This window comes from Hypericibacter sp., assembly GCF_050729195.1.
Taxonomy (GTDB): Bacteria; Pseudomonadota; Alphaproteobacteria; order Dongiales; family Dongiaceae; genus Hypericibacter.
In genome coordinates this window covers 1-15,895 of sequence record NZ_JBOHKS010000018.1, presented here as the reverse complement: position 1 = coordinate 15,895, position 15,895 = coordinate 1, and the positions used below count along the sequence as shown (strand labels likewise).

The 15,895-nt window shown below is 67.3% G+C and carries 13 protein-coding genes and 1 pseudogene; 6 read left to right on the top strand and 8 right to left on the bottom strand.

Annotated elements, in window-relative coordinates; all coding sequences use genetic code 11:
• Nucleotides 1-152: 152 nt before the first annotated feature.
• On the top strand, nt 153-1,781 hold the full coding sequence (locus tag ACREE8_RS01025; RefSeq protein ID WP_431571112.1) for an amidohydrolase: 1,629 nt from the start codon (nt 153-155) through the stop codon (nt 1,779-1,781).
• A 27-nt stretch (nt 1,782-1,808) separates the two neighbouring features.
• Entirely contained in the window at nt 1,809-3,167 is a 1,359-nt protein-coding gene (locus ACREE8_RS01020; RefSeq protein ID WP_431571111.1) for an aspartate aminotransferase family protein, read from the top strand.
• Here ACREE8_RS01020 and ACREE8_RS01015 read toward each other — a convergent pair.
• The 8 genes from ACREE8_RS01015 to ACREE8_RS00980 all read right to left on the bottom strand — a co-directional run bounded on the left by ACREE8_RS01015 (nt 3,164) and on the right by ACREE8_RS00980 (nt 12,574).
• Nucleotides 3,164-3,778 (bottom strand): D-glycero-alpha-D-manno-heptose-1,7-bisphosphate 7-phosphatase, encoded by a 615-nt coding sequence (locus ACREE8_RS01015; RefSeq protein ID WP_431571110.1) that lies wholly within the window; start codon nt 3,776-3,778, stop codon nt 3,164-3,166. The genes ACREE8_RS01020 and ACREE8_RS01015 overlap by 4 nt on opposite strands.
• Nucleotide 3,779: 1 nt before the next feature.
• The gene (locus ACREE8_RS01010) at nt 3,780-4,691 is read right to left on the bottom strand and encodes a lipid A biosynthesis lauroyl acyltransferase (protein ID WP_431571109.1); all 912 of its coding nucleotides are present in this window, start codon (nt 4,689-4,691) and stop codon (nt 3,780-3,782) included.
• Nucleotides 4,688-5,647, bottom strand: a complete 960-nt coding sequence (waaF, locus tag ACREE8_RS01005) for a lipopolysaccharide heptosyltransferase II (RefSeq protein WP_431571108.1) — start codon at nt 5,645-5,647, stop codon at nt 4,688-4,690. Before waaF ends, ACREE8_RS01010 begins: the two co-directional genes overlap by 4 nt.
• A 94-nt stretch (nt 5,648-5,741) precedes the next feature.
• Nucleotides 5,742-6,725, bottom strand: a complete 984-nt coding sequence (gene rfaD / locus ACREE8_RS01000; protein ID WP_431571107.1) for an ADP-glyceromanno-heptose 6-epimerase — start codon at nt 6,723-6,725, stop codon at nt 5,742-5,744.
• Nucleotides 6,722-8,197 carry a D-glycero-beta-D-manno-heptose-7-phosphate kinase gene (gene rfaE1, locus ACREE8_RS00995; RefSeq protein WP_431571135.1) on the bottom strand — a complete coding sequence of 492 codons (1,476 nt, stop codon included), beginning with the start codon at nt 8,195-8,197 and terminating at the stop codon, nt 6,722-6,724. Before rfaE1 ends, rfaD begins: the two co-directional genes overlap by 4 nt.
• A gap of 11 nt (nt 8,198-8,208) precedes the next feature.
• Entirely contained in the window at nt 8,209-8,784 is a 576-nt protein-coding gene (locus ACREE8_RS00990) for an SIS domain-containing protein (protein WP_431571106.1), read from the bottom strand.
• A gap of 136 nt (nt 8,785-8,920) precedes the next feature.
• Entirely contained in the window at nt 8,921-9,598 is a 678-nt protein-coding gene (locus ACREE8_RS00985; RefSeq protein ID WP_431571105.1) for an SDR family NAD(P)-dependent oxidoreductase, read from the bottom strand.
• Nucleotides 9,599-9,652: 54 nt separating this feature from the next.
• Complete coding sequence (locus ACREE8_RS00980; protein WP_431571104.1) at nt 9,653-12,574, bottom strand: phosphoenolpyruvate carboxylase; 2,922 nt, start codon at nt 12,572-12,574, stop codon at nt 9,653-9,655.
• Between the two features lie 332 nt (nt 12,575-12,906).
• Here ACREE8_RS00980 and ACREE8_RS00975 point away from each other — a divergent pair, with 332 nt between their 5' ends.
• The 4 genes and pseudogenes from ACREE8_RS00975 to cysW all read left to right on the top strand — a co-directional run.
• Entirely contained in the window at nt 12,907-13,377 is a 471-nt protein-coding gene (locus ACREE8_RS00975) for an RrF2 family transcriptional regulator (RefSeq protein ID WP_431571103.1), read from the top strand.
• A gap of 115 nt (nt 13,378-13,492) precedes the next feature.
• Nucleotides 13,493-14,515, top strand: coding sequence for a sulfate ABC transporter substrate-binding protein (locus ACREE8_RS00970; RefSeq protein ID WP_431571102.1), 1,023 nt, complete (start codon nt 13,493-13,495; stop codon nt 14,513-14,515).
• Nucleotides 14,512-15,372, top strand: a complete 861-nt coding sequence (gene cysT, locus ACREE8_RS00965) for a sulfate ABC transporter permease subunit CysT (RefSeq protein ID WP_431571101.1) — start codon at nt 14,512-14,514, stop codon at nt 15,370-15,372. The genes ACREE8_RS00970 and cysT overlap by 4 nt, the downstream gene beginning before the upstream one ends.
• Nucleotides 15,369-15,895: pseudogene (gene cysW, locus ACREE8_RS00960) on the top strand (sulfate/thiosulfate ABC transporter permease CysW); the annotation flags it as partial. The gene cysT and the pseudogene cysW, both read left to right, overlap by 4 nt.

Below are 15,895 nucleotides of genomic sequence, written 5' to 3'. Positions count from 1 at the left end.
GGCCTTGCGGGGGTCCGCGACCGGCGCTGGAGAAACAATGCGCTGATTCGAATTAAACATGGTGTGGCCTTTCTGTGACGCCAACCCCGTGCATTTTCAATCGCTTGTGGTAACTTTGATTGATCGGTCAGGGAAATCAGGGGGATGGAATCATGGTTGGAATCGCTGCGGATCTGATCTTGCAGAACGGCAAGATCGCGACCTTGAACACAACCTCCGCGCAGGCGCAGGCGATGGCGGTGTGGCAAGGCCGCATCCTGGCGATCGGCAGCAATAGCGATGTCGCCGGCCTCGCCGGCTCCACCACGCGAACGATCGATCTCAAGGGCCGGCGCGTCGTTCCCGGCATCGTCGATTCCCACTGCCATCCCGACAGCCATGCCATCTCGCTGCTGCGCTGGACCGATGTCGGCCCCTCCGCCATCAAGTCCGTCGATGAGCTGCTGCAATTCGTCCATCAGCGCACATCGGAGCTGGCGCCCGACAAGCCCCTCCTCGGCTTCTGCTTCAACGACAAGAAGCAGGGCGGCTATCCGACGCGCGAGCAGCTCGATGCGGTCTCGAACGGCCGGCCGGTCTGGATCTACCGCACCGACCATCACATCGCCGTGCTGAACACGCCGATGCTGACCGCGATGGGCGTCGGCGACAACACGCACAACCCGCCGCACGGCCAGTTCGACCGCGATCCCAAGACCGGCCGCATGACCGGGCTTGCCCGCGAGATGGCGGCCTGGAGCCTCGAGGAGAAGTTCAAGGAGGAATATTCCGTCAGCGAGTATGAGACGGGCCTGCCGCAAGTATTCGATCTCTACCTGCAGCATGGCGTGACCTCGCTGCACAACTCCCTGACGGCACGCAAGGCGATCGAGGCCTATCAGCGCCTGCGCGAGGCGGGCAAGCTCAGTATGCGCATCGGCGTCATCCTCGACGGGCGCGACGACGATCTGGTCGCCGCCTACAGCCATGGCCGCGTGCGCACCGGCTTCGGCGACGAATGGATCCGCATCGTCGGCGCCGAATGGTGCCCCGACTGCTCGACCTCGGGCCGCACCGCCGCCTATTACGAGCCCTATGTCGGCACGCCGGTTCCCGGCGAGCCTGTGCCCAACACCGGCATGCTGCTCTATGAAGCCGAGGATCTGATCCCGCGCGTCGTGGCGGCCCACAAGGCGGGCTTGCGCGTCTGCGTCGAGGGCCTCGGCGACCGCGGCATCGATTTCGCGCTCGACGCGATCGAGGCCGCCCTCACGGCCCATCCGAAGAAGGACCATCGCAGCCGCGTCGAGCATTGCTGCTATGTCACGCCGAAGATCCTGGAGCGGATCAAGCGGCTGGGCGTGGTGGATTCCTCGGCCACGGGATTCATGTACAGCCTCGGCGACGCCTATATCGACAATCGCGGCGAGAAGGCGATGCGCTGGATGTTTCCGCATCGCAGCCTGATCGACAAAGGCGTGCCGGCGCCGGGTCATTCCGACGCGCCGATCTGCTCGACCAATCCCTGGGAGATCATCGGCGCGATGGTGACGCGGCGCACCGATACCGGCCGCCCGATGGGGCTCGAAGAAGCGATCACGGTCGAGGAGGCGCTGCGCGCTTATACGACCCTGGGCGCCTGGGTCGGTTTCGAGGAGAACCTCAAGGGCTCGCTCGAAGCCGGCAAGCTCGCCGATTTCGCGATCCTGCGCCAGGACCCCTTCGCGGTGGCGCCGGAGAAGATCAAGGACACCCAGGTCGACATGACCTTCGTCGGCGGCGAGGTGAAGTACCAGGCCTAGGCGCGCGTTGCGACACGGCGAAGCGCCATGACCCTGATCGATCGCAGCCGCCTGGGGCGGCTGACCGCGGCGGAGACCGAGCGCTATGTTTCGGCCCGTCCCAAGGCGCGCGCCTTGTTCGAGCGCGCCCAGCGCAGTCTCGTCGGCGGCGTGCCGATGCAATGGATGAGCGAATGGCCCGGCGGCTTCCCGCCCGTCATGGCGGAGGCGGAAGGCGCCCGTCTCACCGACATCGACGGTCATCGCTATATCGATTTCTGCCTGGGCGATACCGGCGCCATGTTCGGCCATTCGCCGCCGGCGGTGGCGGCCGCCGTGGCGCGCCAGGCCGCCAAGGGCCTGACGGCGATGCTGCCGTCGGAGAACGCGGTCATCGTCGCCGAGCTCCTGGCCGAGCGCTTCGGCCTCCCCTTCTGGCAGATGGCGCTGTCGGCGACCGACGCCAACCGCTTCGTGCTGCGGCTCGCGCGCGAGATCACCGGCCGGCCGAAGATCCTCGTCTTCAATGGCTGCTATCACGGCACGGTCGACGAGACCATCGTCAGCCTGGAGAACGGAATCCCGCGATCGCGACGCGGCAATGTCGGGCCGGCCTACGATCCCACGGCCGACAGCCGCGTCGTCGAGTTCAACGATCTGGCGGCGCTCGAAGCGGCGCTGCAGGACCGCCAGGTCGCCTGCGTCCTGACCGAGCCGGCACTGACCAACCTGACCGGCGTCGTGCTGCCGGATCCCGGCTATCACGCCGCCATGCGCGACCTCACCCGCAAAACCGGAACGCTGCTGGTCATCGACGAGACCCACACCATCTCGACCGGCCCCGGCGGCTACACCAGGGCCTTCGGGCTCGAGCCCGACATTTTCGTCCTCGGCAAGCCGATCGCGGGCGGGATTCCGGCGGCGGTCTTCGGCATGACGGGCGCGGTCGGCGCGCAGGTGCGCGAGCGGCTCTATGGTCCGGGAACCTCGGTCGCCGGCATCGGCGGCACCCTGACCGCAAACGCCATGGCCCTGGCGGCCATGCGCGCGACCCTGACCGAGGTCGCGACCGACGCGGCCTATGCGCATATGACCAGACTGGGCGAGCGCCTGGCCACGGGCATCCGCGCGGTCGTCAAGCACCATGACCTGCCCTGGTATGTGACGCAGCTGGGCGCGCGGGTCGAATACCGGTTCCAGCCGACGCCGCCCCGCACCGGCACCGAGGCGCGGGCCGGGGCCGACGGCGCCGTCGACCGCTTCTTCCATCTCTGGTGCCTGAACCGCGGCGTGATGGTCACGCCGATGCACAACATGCTGCTCGCCTGCCCCGCCACCAGCGAGGCCGACGTCGAGCGTCATGACGAGGTGTTCGGCGAAGCAGTATCGGCGTTGCTCGGGCGCTAGCCGCTGCCCTTGAGCCACGATCCCAGCGCCGCGATCGTGTCGATCGAGCGCAGCGCGAAGCCGTTGCCGCTGCAGGCCATCGCCCCTGCGCGTTCGTTCCGTCCCTCGCCGGTGCCGACATGGAAGCCGCCCGCGAGCTTGGCGGCACGGCCGGCCTTGAGATCGCTGGCCTTGTCGCCGACCACCCAGGATTTGGCCGGATCGGCGCCCAGGGCCTGAAGCGCCGCCAGGATCATGCCCGGCTCGGGCTTGCGCCAGGCATGGTTGGAATAATGCGGACAAGCGGCCACCAGCTCGATGGTCTGGGCGGCGTCGCCGAGCGCCGCCAGCATCGCCGCCTGGACCGCCGCGAACTCGTTCCAGCCATACAACCCACGCCCGATACCGGACTGGTTGGTCACCAGCGCCACATGCCAGCCCTTGGCGCGCGCCACCACCAGCGCCTCGCGGGCGCCCGGGATGAGGCGCACTTTCCGGGGATCGGCGAGATAGCCTTCGTCCTCGATGAGGACGCCATCGCGATCGAGGAACAGCCCGGCCGTCTCGCGCGCCGCGGCGACCGAGTTGCGCCGCTCGAACCAGCAGCCATCGGCATTGAGCGGATGGCCCATCCTAGAGGTTCCGCCAGCGCCGATGGAGCCAGAGCCATTGCTCCGGCCGCTCGCGCGCCCAGCCTTCGATGATCGATGTCACCTTGGTCATGATCGCCTCGACATCGGCAGCGGCGTCGTCCGTGATCGGGATCTCGATCGGCGGCGTCAGCGTCGCCCGGAACCGCGCACCGTCCAACCGTTCGACTCGCGCGCCATGCAGGGGACATTGATAACGCCGGGCGAGCTTCGCAAGCAACGGCGCTGCGCGCACCGGGTTCCCGAAGAAGGGCACCATCGGCCCGAAACGCGAATGCTGATCGACCAGCATCCCGAGATGCCCGCCCTTCTCGATCACCTCGACCGCCGCGATCGCGCTATGGACGCCGGTCGAGAGGATCTCGCCCATGGCATTGCGACGGACCCGCTCGACGAATTCCGCGGCGATCGGATTGTTGGGCGGCTTGTAGAGGACGGTGACCGGCAGCCCATGCCGGGCCGCCGCCACCGGCAGGAGCTCCCAATTGCCCAGATGGCCGGCAAAGATCAGCGCCGGCTTGCCATCGTCGCGCAGGGCCAGGAACTGGTCGACGCCCACGACCTCCACCCGTCCCTGACGCCCGGTCGTGGCGTCATAGTCCCAGATCCGCTTCAGATGCGGATATTCCAGGGCGTAGCGGCCGAGATTGTCCCAGACGCCGCGCAGGATGCGCTCGATCTCCGCATCGCTCTTGTCCGGGAAGGCGCGCTTGAGATTCCGGCGGCCGACCTGGCTCACCGGCAGCCAGGGGCCCAGGGTGCGGGTGAACCATCCGCCCAACCCCGACGCCCAGTCGATCGGCAGGACGCGCACCGGAAGCCACAGCAGCAGGATCGCCGCTCCCTCGAGCAGATGCAGCAGCCGCTTGGCCGGCGAATAGCGCCGCCGGCTCATGGGCGACGCTCGCTCGCCGACAGGGCATCGATCGCCTGCCGCGGCGTCAGCTCCACGAGCGCTCGACGGCCCAGCGCGGCCGCGACCTGTGTCAGGCCGGTGTCGTTGCTCACCACGGCATCCGCGAGGGCGATCAGCGCCACCGCCTCGGCCAGGCTGGTGCGCCCGGCGAAGTCGAGGCAGATCCCGCCCGACGCCGCCTGAACCGCCGTGGTTGCCGCGCGGGTCTCGGCGGAGCCCAGGAGCCAGACCGAGCCGCCGGCCGCATGGTGGTGCCGGGCGAGTGCGGCCAGATCCTCCGGGGGCCAGCGCTTCGCCGGCGCCTCATCGGCCCCGGGAACCAGCAGCAGCAATCGGCCGGCGGGGCGTTCCAGCCCCAGATTGTCCAAGGCCCGGTCGATCGCGTCGTCTGGGACAAGCAGCGAGGGCGCCAGGGCATCGAAGGGCGGCGTCGCCGTTTCCGGCAGCGCCAGCGCGAGGAAGCGATCGATCCGGCGCTTCAGGCGCGCCCGGTCGAGCCAGCGCGCCTCGGTCAGGAGCAACGCACGTCCCTCGCGCGCATAGCCCACCCGCTTCGGAATTCCCGCCAGGAACGGCACCAGCGCCGACTTGATCGAGTTCGGCAGCAGGATGGCGAGGTGGTAATTCTCTCCGCGCAGCCGGCGCGACAAGCGCCAGCGGGCGAAGAGCGCAAGGTCGCCCGGCGCGTAGGGCGTCGGTAGGGCGGTGCGGACCTCCGGCATGAAGGGCGCCAGGTCTGCTGTCCCGGGCGGCGCCAGCATGTCGATCGCGGCCTTGGGATAGAGCCGGCGCAGCAACCGCGTCAGCGGCTCGGCCAGGACCATGTCGCCGACGGTGATGGGCGCCACGATCAGAATTCTTTCGGGAGCGACGACAGGCCTGGCGGTCGCGGCCTTGGCGCGCCCGATCCGGGGGCTCTGCGACGGTGAGGTCATAACCCGCCGGATCCCCGTGGCAGGATCGGCAGCCCTGCGGTCCGCGGCCATCCGTCGAAGCCGTTGCCCTCGGGACGGCGCGCCGCCCCTGCCCTCACCGGTAGCGGTCCCCGGTCGAGAGATAATGACCGACATAATCGGCGATGCCCGCCTCCAGCGGGGCGAAGGGCCGGTCATAGCCGGCGGCCCGCAACCGCGTCAGGTCGGCGGCGGTCTCATATTGATAGAGCGGCCGCAAGGGCTGCGGCATCTCGATGAATTCGATGCGCGGCTCATGACCGACCGCGCTGAAGAGCGCGTTGGCCAGATCGAGGAAGGTGCGTGGGCTGCCGCTGCCGACATTGTAGATGCCGCTGGCCGTGCTGGCGGTGGAGAGCCACAGCAGCAGCTCGACGCAATCGCGCACAGTGACGAAATCCCGCTTCTGCGCGCCATGGGCATAGCCCTCGCGGTAGGAGCGGAACAGCTCGATGGCGAGGCCGTTGGCGACGCGCGGATAGTTGCGCGCGATCACGCTCTGCATCGGCCCCTTATGATATTCGTTGGGGCCATAGACATTGAAGAATTTTAGGCCGTACCAGCGCGGCGGCGTCGGTCGGCCGCTGCCCACCTGGGCCGCGACCCAACGGTCGAACAGATGCTTGCTCCAGCCATAGAGGTTGAGCGGCCGCAGCTTCGCCAGCGCCTCCGGTTCCCAGCTGTCGGAGAACCCGGCGGCGCCATCGCCGTAGGTCGCCGCCGAGGACGCGTAGATCAGCGGGCGCTCGGCCCGGCTGCACCAGTCCCACAGACTCCGCGAGAAGCTGTAATTGTTGGCGACCACGAGATCGGCGTCGGTCGCGGCGGTGTCGCTGATCGCGCCCAGATGCACCACCGCCTCGATCAGATGGCGGTTGCGATCGAGCCAGCCGAGGCATTGGTCCGGCGCGATCAGATCGACGATCTCATGCTTGGCGAGATTGCGCCATTTTTCGGCGGTGCCGAGATGATCGCAGACGGCCGCAGGCGTTCCCCGCTCCGACAATGCCGCCACCAGATTGGAGCCGATGAAACCGGCGCCGCCGGTCACGAGAATCATTGATTGCGACCGAGCCGTTTGATCGTGGCGGTCGTGCTGTGGCCGACCACGAGGTCGACCAGCAGGACCTTGCCGCCATAGGCCTGGACGACATCGCCACCGACCACCTGGTCCGGGCGGTAATCGGCGCCTTTCACCAGCAGATCGGGGCGCAGCGCCTCGATCTGCTTGAGCGGCGTGTCCTCCTCGAAGATCACGACCATGTCGACGCTGGCGAGCGCCGCCAGCACGGTCGCGCGCATCTGTTCGTCCTGCACCGGGCGATCGGCCCCCTTGAGCCGGCGCACCGAAGCATCGCTGTTGAGCCCGACGATCAGCCGGTCGCAGGCCGCGCGCGACTTGGCCAGCAAGGTGACATGGCCCGGATGGATCAGGTCGAAGCAGCCATTGGTGAAGCCCACGCGCGAACCCGTCGCGCGCCAATGCTCGACCTGTCCCAAGGCCTGGGCCAGATCCATGATCTTGGCGTTGCTGGAGATACCGACCGCGCGTGCATGGAGCGCGCCGGTGACGTCCGCGGGATGCACCAGCGCCGTCCCGACCTTGCCCACCACGATGCCGCCGCAGAGATTGGCGAAACGCGCGGCAATATCCATCTCGAGCCCGGCCGCCAAAGCGAGGCCGAGGCTGGCGATCACCGTGTCGCCGGCACCCGAGACGTCGAACACCTCGCGCGCGTCGGCCGGCAGATGCAAGGGCACCCGGCCTTTGCGCATCAGTGTCATGCCCTGCTCGCCGCGGGTGATGAGCAGCGAGGGGATGCCGGTCTGGTCCATCAGATGGGTTCCGGTCATCACCGCCTCCGCCTCGTTGCCGCAGGCGATGCCAGCCGCGACAGCCGCTTCATGGCGGTTGGGCGTCAGGAGATCGACGCCGTGATAGCGGCGGAAGTCGCGCGACTTCGGGTCGGCGATCACGATCTTCCCGGCAGCCTTGGCCGCCGCCGCCACGCCGGCGATGACGCGGTCCGTGACCACACCCTTGGCGTAGTCGGACAGGATGACGAGATGGACGCGGCTCAGCACCGACTGCACCGCCGCGATCAGCGCCTGTTCCATGGGCCGGTTGGCCGGCGTCGATTTCTCGTGATCGACGCGCAGCAATTGCTGCCGGCCGGCGACGAAGCGGGTCTTGGTCGTGGTGGGCCGCGCGGAATCCTCGATCAGATGCGCCTCGATGCCGGGATCGGTGCGCAGCGCCGAGCTCAGCGCCGCACCATCCTCATCCAGCCCGACCAGCCCGATGAGAATGGCCTGACCGCCCAGGGCCGCGATGTTGCGCGCCACATTGGCGGCACCGCCGGCCATGCTGCGCTCGCCATCGGCGCGCAGGACCGCGACCGGGGCTTCCGGCGACATGCGCTCGACTGAGCCGTCGACATAGCGGTCGAGCATGACGTCGCCGACGACGAGGATGCGCATCTGCTGGAAACGCGGGAGATCGAGCCGGTCCAGCAGAGGGTCGTGATGCATGCCGCTCTCGGTCATACCAGCCCCAGATCCTGTTCCAGCGCCGCGCAGAGCATCTGCCCCAGCGTGATGTGCATTTCCTGAATTCGCGCGGTCACCGTCGAGGGCACCGCCAGGATGTGATCGCAATAATCCGCCAGCTTGTGCGGACCGGCGCCGGTCAGGGCCGCGGTCGCGATCCCCATGCTTCGCGCCATGGTGAAGGCCGCCAGCACATTGGGGCTGCGACCCGAGGTCGAGATGCCGAAGGCGAGATCGCCCTTGCGGCCCAGGGCCTCGAGCTGCCGGGCAAAGACCTTCTCGAAACCCAGATCGTTGCCGCCCGCGGTCAGGGCCGAGCTGTCGGTCGTGAGCGCGATCGCCGCGATCGGCTTGCGGTCGCGCGAATAGCGGATGGTGAGCTCGGTCGCGAGATGCTGGGCGTCGCCGGCGCTGCCGCCATTGCCGAAGAGGAGAATCTTGCCGCCGCCCTGGATGGTCGAGAGCCAGAGCTTGCGCATCGCGGCGAAGGGCGTCGCCAATCCGCCGCGGACGGCCTGCGCCACCGCCAGATGTTCCGCCAGTTCAGAGTCGAAGAGATCGCCGGCCATCGCCCCGTTCCCGGTCGCCATCGCCCCTTGGACTCGATGTCCCAATCCCCGGCGAACGGCCCTTGGCCGACCCTACCCTCGTGACCCCCGCGGCGGCAAGCGCAGGCGCGCTAACTGCCTTGCTTTCCAGCCTTTTTCAGAATCGCTCGACCCAGGGGCGAAGCTCGACCTCCCAGGTCCAGGCGCTGCGCGGCTGGCGATGGACATGAAGATAGGTATCGGCGATGGCGTCTGGATCGAGTCGCGACTCGCCGTCCGGGTCCTTCCCGATGCCGCCATCGATGACGAAATGGGCGACATGGATGTTCTTGGGCGCCAGCTCGCGCGCCATGCTCTGCGCCAAACCCCGCAGCGCGAACTTGCCCATCGCGAAGGGCGCCGACTGGGCATAGCCTTTCACGCTCGCCGAGGCGCCGGTGAAGAGGATGCTGCCATGGCCCTGCTTCAGCATGCGCTTGGCCGCGGCCTGCGCCACGAGGAAGCCGCCATAGGCGCTGACGATGATCGTCTGCTCGACCTCGACCGGATCCAGCTCGACGAAGGGCCCGCGGGTGCGCCGGCTCGCATTGTAGACGACCAGATCGACCCCGCCCAATTCCTGGTCGAGCGCATTGAACAACGCCGCGACGTCTTCGCGCCGGCCGGCATCGCATTGATAGGCCCGCGCGCCGGTTTCCTTGACCAGGCCGCCGAGCTTACCCACATCCCGCGCCGCCAGCGCGACCTCGACACCGTCATGCCGCAGGCGCCGCGCCAGGGAGGCACTCAAGCCGGCGCCCGCGCCGACGATCAAGGCACGCTCGGTCTTCGCCATGAGGATCTCCACTCGATGATTGCTGCCGGTAGGGAATCTGGGGTGGCGGACGGATTATCCAACCGCGCCGATAATGTGGGTAATGGCGCTGCCGGTCCGGCGCACCAGCTCGTAGAGATGCCCCATCGGCTCGAAGATCCGCCGATGCTCCGCCTCGTAGGATTGCGCCTCCTCGCTGCGATAGCTCGCCGGCTCGCCGAAGGCGGCCAGGTCGAACTGCTCCTCCACCATCGGGAAGATCCGGCGCAGGACGGCCACGGCGGAATCGATCTCCAGATGCAGGACCTTCGCCATCAACTGCTCCGGGGTGATCCCATGCCGGTCGGTGAAGGCCGGGATATGGGTCGAGAGCAGGAAGATCCGCTGTATCAGTGCGATCCGGATCGCATGCAGCAGATGGAGATCGCGCCGCATCGCGGCCGGCAGCAGCGGCTCGGCGGCGACGCCTTCCGGCCCCAGCCCCGCCACCACGTCCAGATAGTCGGCCTGCAGCACGCGGAAGATGCGCGTCAGCTTCTCATGGCTGCCCAGCCGCTCCAGATGGTCGGAGACCTGCCGCAGCTCGTCGCTATGGCCGACGCTCGAATGATGGGCCGCCTGCATCAGCCAGAGGCCCGGATCGAGCAGGTCGATATAGCCCTTCAACAGATCCGGATGGCTGAAAGCCATGGCCCAGCGCACCATCGCCATCAGATTGCGGAAGCGCGGGCTTTCGCGATAGAGCCGCTGGAAATGCTCGGGGTCCTTCCGGATCGCCTGGCCGACGCCGCCCAGCGTGTTCGCCATCAGGCCCAGCTGCTGCAGGATGCTGTTATGCGGGATCGCCCGCATCTGGGTCGGATGGACCAGATCCGGCCGCTGCGCGGTGCCCTCGGTCTCGCGGCGCATGGCGCGCGATCCCGCCGGGTAGAGCAGGCTCGGCCCGAAACTGTCGAGCAGGGTCGCGTAATTGCGGTCGCCCATCACGCGCTCGTTGAACTGGCGCACCGCGATGAAGAACTCGGTCACATAGTCGTAATCGGCGTAGAACGGATCGGCGCTCTTCTCCTCCGGCGTTTCGAGCGCGAACTCGACCATGCGCGCGACCGCGGCCAGGGACGCCGCGGGCGTCATGAAATAGAGCCAGCCATCGCCGCCCTGATAGCTCGTCTCCTGCTTGACCCGGATGCCCTTGGCGGCAAAGCGGCGCCGGCTCTCGGGCGAGGCGACATAGGCGAAGCGCTGGGCGAAGCCGTCATAATGGCAGCCGCGGCCGACCGACTCCCCGTGGGTGTCGAAGATCACCAGCTCGATATCGGTGAAGCCGCGCTCGGCCAACAGGTCGGCCAGACGCGAGCGCAGCAGCTCGACGGTGGCGGCGGTCACGGTCTGACCCAGATTGCGGCCGGCGTCGGAGAAACCGGTCTGGATGCAGAGCCGGCCGCGCTTGCGCAAATAGGCCGCGTAATGGGGATTGGCGAGAACGTCGTCGAGGATGCGCGGCGCGCGCTCGAAGGCCTTGATGGTCTCGAACAAGGGCGAGATGTCGATCCGGTCATCGACCCCGAACATCCGTGCATAATGGAGAGCGGTCAGGAGCGTGAAGGAGGTCTCGCATTCGGCGATCAGGAAGCGGATCGGCGTGGTCGCGTCGATATATTTGAGGAACTGCGCCACCAGCATGAAGAGCCGCTTGGCCGAGGCGCGCTCCGCCATCAACGAGCCGAAATTGATGCTGGCCGGCTTCACGTCGCTGAGCAGCGCATTGATCGCGGCATGGAAGCTGCGCCGGCGGCTCGGATCGTCGGGCGCGCCTTCCATCCCGATCTCGCGACGGATCGCATTGTGGAGCTGGGTGGCATTGAGCCGGACATGGATATGAGCCAGGCCCAACCCATGATTCAGCACCTCGGCCAGCAACACGGCGATCGCCGGTCGCGCGGTTTCCGGCGCCGAGACGAGCGCCTGCTCGAGCCCGGCCGCGATCTCGGCGGCGCTGACGAGACGGGTCTTACGGCCCTCATGCATCGTCCTGGCGACCGCCGCCAGACGGTCGCGCGCGCCCTTCGGGTCGCCCGACGCCGTCTCGAAGATCTCGATCTCCCGATCCATCTCGTCGGCAGCCACCGCCAGGCGCTTCGTGAGGCTGGAGAAAGCGCTGCGGGTCGACCCGTCGACCAGCGGCGCGATCTCGGTCAACCGGTCGCGGTAGTAGCGGACCTGCATCGCCGCCAGCTTAAGCCGCTTGTAGAAACTGTCGTTCCAGGGAATGTCGGCGCGGCCATCGAGATCGAACCCGACCCAGCTCGCCACCGTCAGCAACCGCGGACGTAGCTCCATCCAGCGATCGGGATAGAGCTCGCCCGCGACCGCAAAGGCCGCCTCATAGAGCTGCGACAGCGCGGTGCGGATATTCTCCAGCACCTCGAGCGAAAGATTATGCTCGGCCTTGAGGTCGATGCCGGGCTCGGGCCGATGCTCGGCCTCGATCACGCGGCGCGCCAGACGCTGGCGTTCGGCGGGGTTCAATTTCTCGCCGGTCGCGTCGGCATCGAGCGCCAGCGCCGCCAGCGCGCGCTCGATCCGGAAGGCGAGCCCGAAGGTCGGATGGGCGGTGATGACGATCCCATAGACCTCGCGCTCGACGGTCGCGCGAAACCGCTCGAAAGAAACCGGCTTGCCGGCGCGGTCGAAACCCAGCCGCCGGATCGAGGCCTCGATGGCCGCGCGATTGTTCGCCGGCTCGCCGTCGCCGACATAGCTGGCTAGGCGCCGCGCGCGCTCGGCGAAAGCATGGAGCGTCAGGCGCTGCAGCAGCTGTTCGATCAAGGCCGGCGATAGATCGAGATCGAGCCGCCGCAACAGGTCGAAGGCCAGGAGCTGGACCGGATTGCCGTAAGGATCGCGTTCGGTCTGGCGCTCGAATTCCTCCAGCGCGGCACCGAGTTCCGCATGGAGACGGGCGAGGTCCGCCGCTGGCGCCGGGGAAAAACGCATGACGGCGGGTGCCAGAAGCGGGCTCGCGGCCCCGTCCAGCAAGGCGGACAGGATCCCCGATGAGGCTTCGGGAACCGGGTGTTCGACGGGATTTATGGTCTTCTGGCGCTCCAGCAACTCTCCGCCCCTTCCCCGAGTGTCGCCGGCGGAACCCGCGCGGCGCTTGAGATGATGATCCTACGCCGCCCGGATGGCGGTTCATCAACGACCGCGAGTTGCAGCCGCGCGACGCCGATTCCTGCCCCTTCGGTCCGGTCCCCGCCCCGGTGGGTCAAAAAGGCCGCTCCTTACCATCTTGACATACCCTATCTAATGAGTAGAGTTATGTCATCATGCTGTCGCACCGAGCGAAATATGCCCTGCGGGCACTCCAGTACCTGGCCCAGCAGGAGCCTGGCGAAGCCATCCTGATTTCCGAGATTGCGGAACGTCAGGCGGTGCCGAAGAAGTTCCTGGAGATCATCCTGGTCGAGCTGAAGCGCGCCTCCCTGGTCCGGAGCTTTCGCGGGCGCAATGGCGGCTACGCGCTGGCCAAGCCGGCCGATGCGATTTTCCTCGGCAATGTCATCCGCTTGATGGACGGTCCGCTGGCCGCCCTGCCCTGCGCCAGCCTGACGGCCTATCGCCGCTGCGACGATTGCCATGACGAGGCGAGCTGCCAGATCCGGCGTGTGTTCCGGAAGGTGCGCGACGCGACCGCCGCCATTCTCGACCGCACCACCCTCGCCGACATCGTGCGGGGCTCTTCGAATCAGCGCTCCCCCAAAGTTGCGGCTCTGCTCGATCTCGGGGCCGATATCTGATCGCCTGAAAAAAGCGCGGCGACGAGCCGCCCTTTTTTTGATTCTTAACACTACCAAAAGGATCGGGAAAACCGACCACGCCTGGACGCCGCAGACGAAACATGGAGGAAGGACTATGACCACTCGACGATCGATCCTGTCTCTTGCGTTCGCCGCGACCGTGGCGGCCGGCCTTGCCGGCGTGACCACCGCAGCCCATGCCGAAACCAAGCTTCTCAACGTCTCCTACGATCCCACCCGCGAGCTCTATAAGGCCTACAACGACCTCTTCGCCAAATATTGGAAGGCGCAGACCGGCGAAGACGTGACCATCGACACCTCCAATGGCGGCTCGGGCAAGCAGGCCCGCGCGGTCATCGACGGTCTCGAAGCCGATGTCGTGACGCTGGCGCTCGCCTATGACATCGATGCCATCGCCGACAAGTCGGGGCTGCTCGACAAGAACTGGCAATCGCGCCTGGACCACAACAGCGCGCCCTACACCTCAACCATCGTGTTCCTGGTGCGCAAGGGCAACCCGAAGGGGATCAAGGACTGGAACGACCTGATCAAGGGCGACGTCCAGGTCATCACGCCCAACCCGAAGACCTCGGGCGGCGCCCGCTGGAACTATCTCGCAGCCTGGGCCTATGCTTTGAAGCAGCCGGGCGGCAATGACGAGAGCGCCAAGACGTTCGTGGCCGAACTCTTCAAGCATGTGCCGGTGCTTGATACCGGTGCGCGCGGCGCCACCACCACCTTCGTGCAGCGCGGCATCGGCGACGTCCTCCTCGCCTGGGAGAACGAAGCCTTCCTCGCGCTGAAGGAGCTGGGCCCGGATCAGTTCGAGATCGTGGTCCCCAGCCTCAGCATCAAGGCCGAGCCGCCCGTGGCCGTCGTCGACAAGGTCGTCGACAAGCACGGAACCCGGAAAGTTGCCGAGGCTTATTTGAAGTATCTCTATTCGCCGGAGGCGCAGGAGCTGGTGGCCGAGAACTACTACCGTCCGACCGATCCGACCGTCGCGGCCAAGCACAAGGCCGACTTCCCGGACATCCCACTCGTCACCATCGACGATTTCGGCGGCTGGGCCAAAGCCCAGGCGACGCACTTCGCCGATGGCGGCGTGTTCGATCAGATCTACACCCCGACGCAATGAAGCCAGCCAGCTCCTTTCTCGGGGTGCGATGGCGTCAGCCGAGCGTGTTGCCGGGTTTCGGTCTCACGCTCGGCTTTACCATTTTCTACCTCAGCATCATCGTTCTGATTCCGCTGGCCGCACTCCTGCTGCGGCCGGCGGAGCTCGGCTGGTCGGGCTTCTGGCACACGGTCACGGCGCCCCGCGTGCTGGCCGCCCTGCGGCTCAGCTTCGGGGCCGCCCTCATCGGCGCCCTCATCAACGGCGTCTTCGGCCTCATCACCGCCTGGGTGCTGGTGCGCTACCGCTTCCCCTTCCGGCCGCTGGTGGATGCGCTGATCGACCTGCCCTTCGCGCTGCCGACCGCCGTCGCCGGCATCGCCCTCACCACGCTCTACGCGCCCAATGGCTGGATCGGCAGCCTGCTGGCGCCGCTCGGCATCAAGGTCGCCTTCACGCCGCTCGGCGTGGCGCTGGCGCTCACCTTCATCGGCCTGCCCTTCGTGGTGCGAACGGTGCAGCCGGTGCTCCAGGATCTCGAGCGCGAGATCGAGGAAGCCTCCGCCAGCCTGGGCGCGGGGCGCATCAAGACTTTCCGCTATGTGATCCTGCCGACGATCGCGCCGGCGCTCCTGACCGGCTTCGCGCTGGCCTTCGCGCGCGCCGTCGGCGAATACGGCTCGGTCATTTTCATCGCCGGCAACATGCCGATGAAATCCGAGATCGCGCCGTTGCTGATCGTCATCAAGCTCGAGCAATATGACTATGCGGGCGCCGCCGCGATCGCCGTGGTCATGCTCGCGGTCTCCTTCCTGATGCTGCTGGTCCTGAACCTGCTGCAGCGCTGGGCCCGCCGCCATGAAGAGGCTCGCTCGTGAACGCCGCCAAGCCGCCAGCGTCCGCCCGTCGCCGCCGCGATCCGACCACCGAACCGGGCTGGGTGCGCTGGCTCCTCGTTCTGATCGTGGTGGGCTACCTCCTTGCCATGCTGGTGCTGCCGACCGCCTCGGTCTTCATCGGCGCTCTCGCCAAGGGCATCGACGCCTATCTCTCGGCCATCAGCGACAAGGACGCGCTGGCCGCGGTCCGGCTGACGCTTCTGGTGGCGGCGATCGCGGTACCGCTCAATGTGGTGTTTGGCCTCTGCGCCGCCTGGGCCATCGCCAAGTTCGAGTTCCGCGGCAAGAGCCTGCTGATCACGTTCATCGACCTGCCCTTCTCGGTCTCGCCGGTCATCTCCGGCCTGATCTATGTGCTGCTCTATAGCGTCCATGGCTGGTTCGGCCCGACGCTCGAGGCGCTCGGCATCAAGGTCGTGTTCACGGCCACGGGCATCGTGCTCGCCACCATCTTCGTGACCTTCCCCTTTGTCGCCCGCGAGCTGATCCCGCTGATGCAGGA

Coding starts and splice junctions, on each gene's coding strand:
- rfaD (WP_431571107.1), bottom strand. CDS start 6,725: ATGATTCTCGTGACCGGCGGCGCCGGTTTCATCGGCTCCAATCTGGTG.
- ACREE8_RS00980 (WP_431571104.1), bottom strand. CDS start 12,574: ATGCGTTTTTCCCCGGCGCCAGCGGCGGACCTCGCCCGTCTCCATGCG.
- rfaE1 (WP_431571135.1), bottom strand. CDS start 8,197: ATGCATCACGACCCTCTGCTGGACCGGCTCGATCTCCCGCGTTTCCAG.
- ACREE8_RS01025 (WP_431571112.1), top strand. CDS start 153: ATGGTTGGAATCGCTGCGGATCTGATCTTGCAGAACGGCAAGATCGCG.
- waaF (WP_431571108.1), bottom strand. CDS start 5,647: ATGACCTCACCGTCGCAGAGCCCCCGGATCGGGCGCGCCAAGGCCGCG.
- cysT (WP_431571101.1), top strand. CDS start 14,512: ATGAAGCCAGCCAGCTCCTTTCTCGGGGTGCGATGGCGTCAGCCGAGC.
- ACREE8_RS01015 (WP_431571110.1), bottom strand. CDS start 3,778: ATGGGCCATCCGCTCAATGCCGATGGCTGCTGGTTCGAGCGGCGCAAC.
- ACREE8_RS00985 (WP_431571105.1), bottom strand. CDS start 9,598: ATGGCGAAGACCGAGCGTGCCTTGATCGTCGGCGCGGGCGCCGGCTTG.
- ACREE8_RS00990 (WP_431571106.1), bottom strand. CDS start 8,784: ATGGCCGGCGATCTCTTCGACTCTGAACTGGCGGAACATCTGGCGGTG.
- ACREE8_RS00975 (WP_431571103.1), top strand. CDS start 12,907: ATGCTGTCGCACCGAGCGAAATATGCCCTGCGGGCACTCCAGTACCTG.
- ACREE8_RS01020 (WP_431571111.1), top strand. CDS start 1,809: ATGACCCTGATCGATCGCAGCCGCCTGGGGCGGCTGACCGCGGCGGAG.
- ACREE8_RS00970 (WP_431571102.1), top strand. CDS start 13,493: ATGACCACTCGACGATCGATCCTGTCTCTTGCGTTCGCCGCGACCGTG.
- ACREE8_RS01010 (WP_431571109.1), bottom strand. CDS start 4,691: ATGAGCCGGCGGCGCTATTCGCCGGCCAAGCGGCTGCTGCATCTGCTC.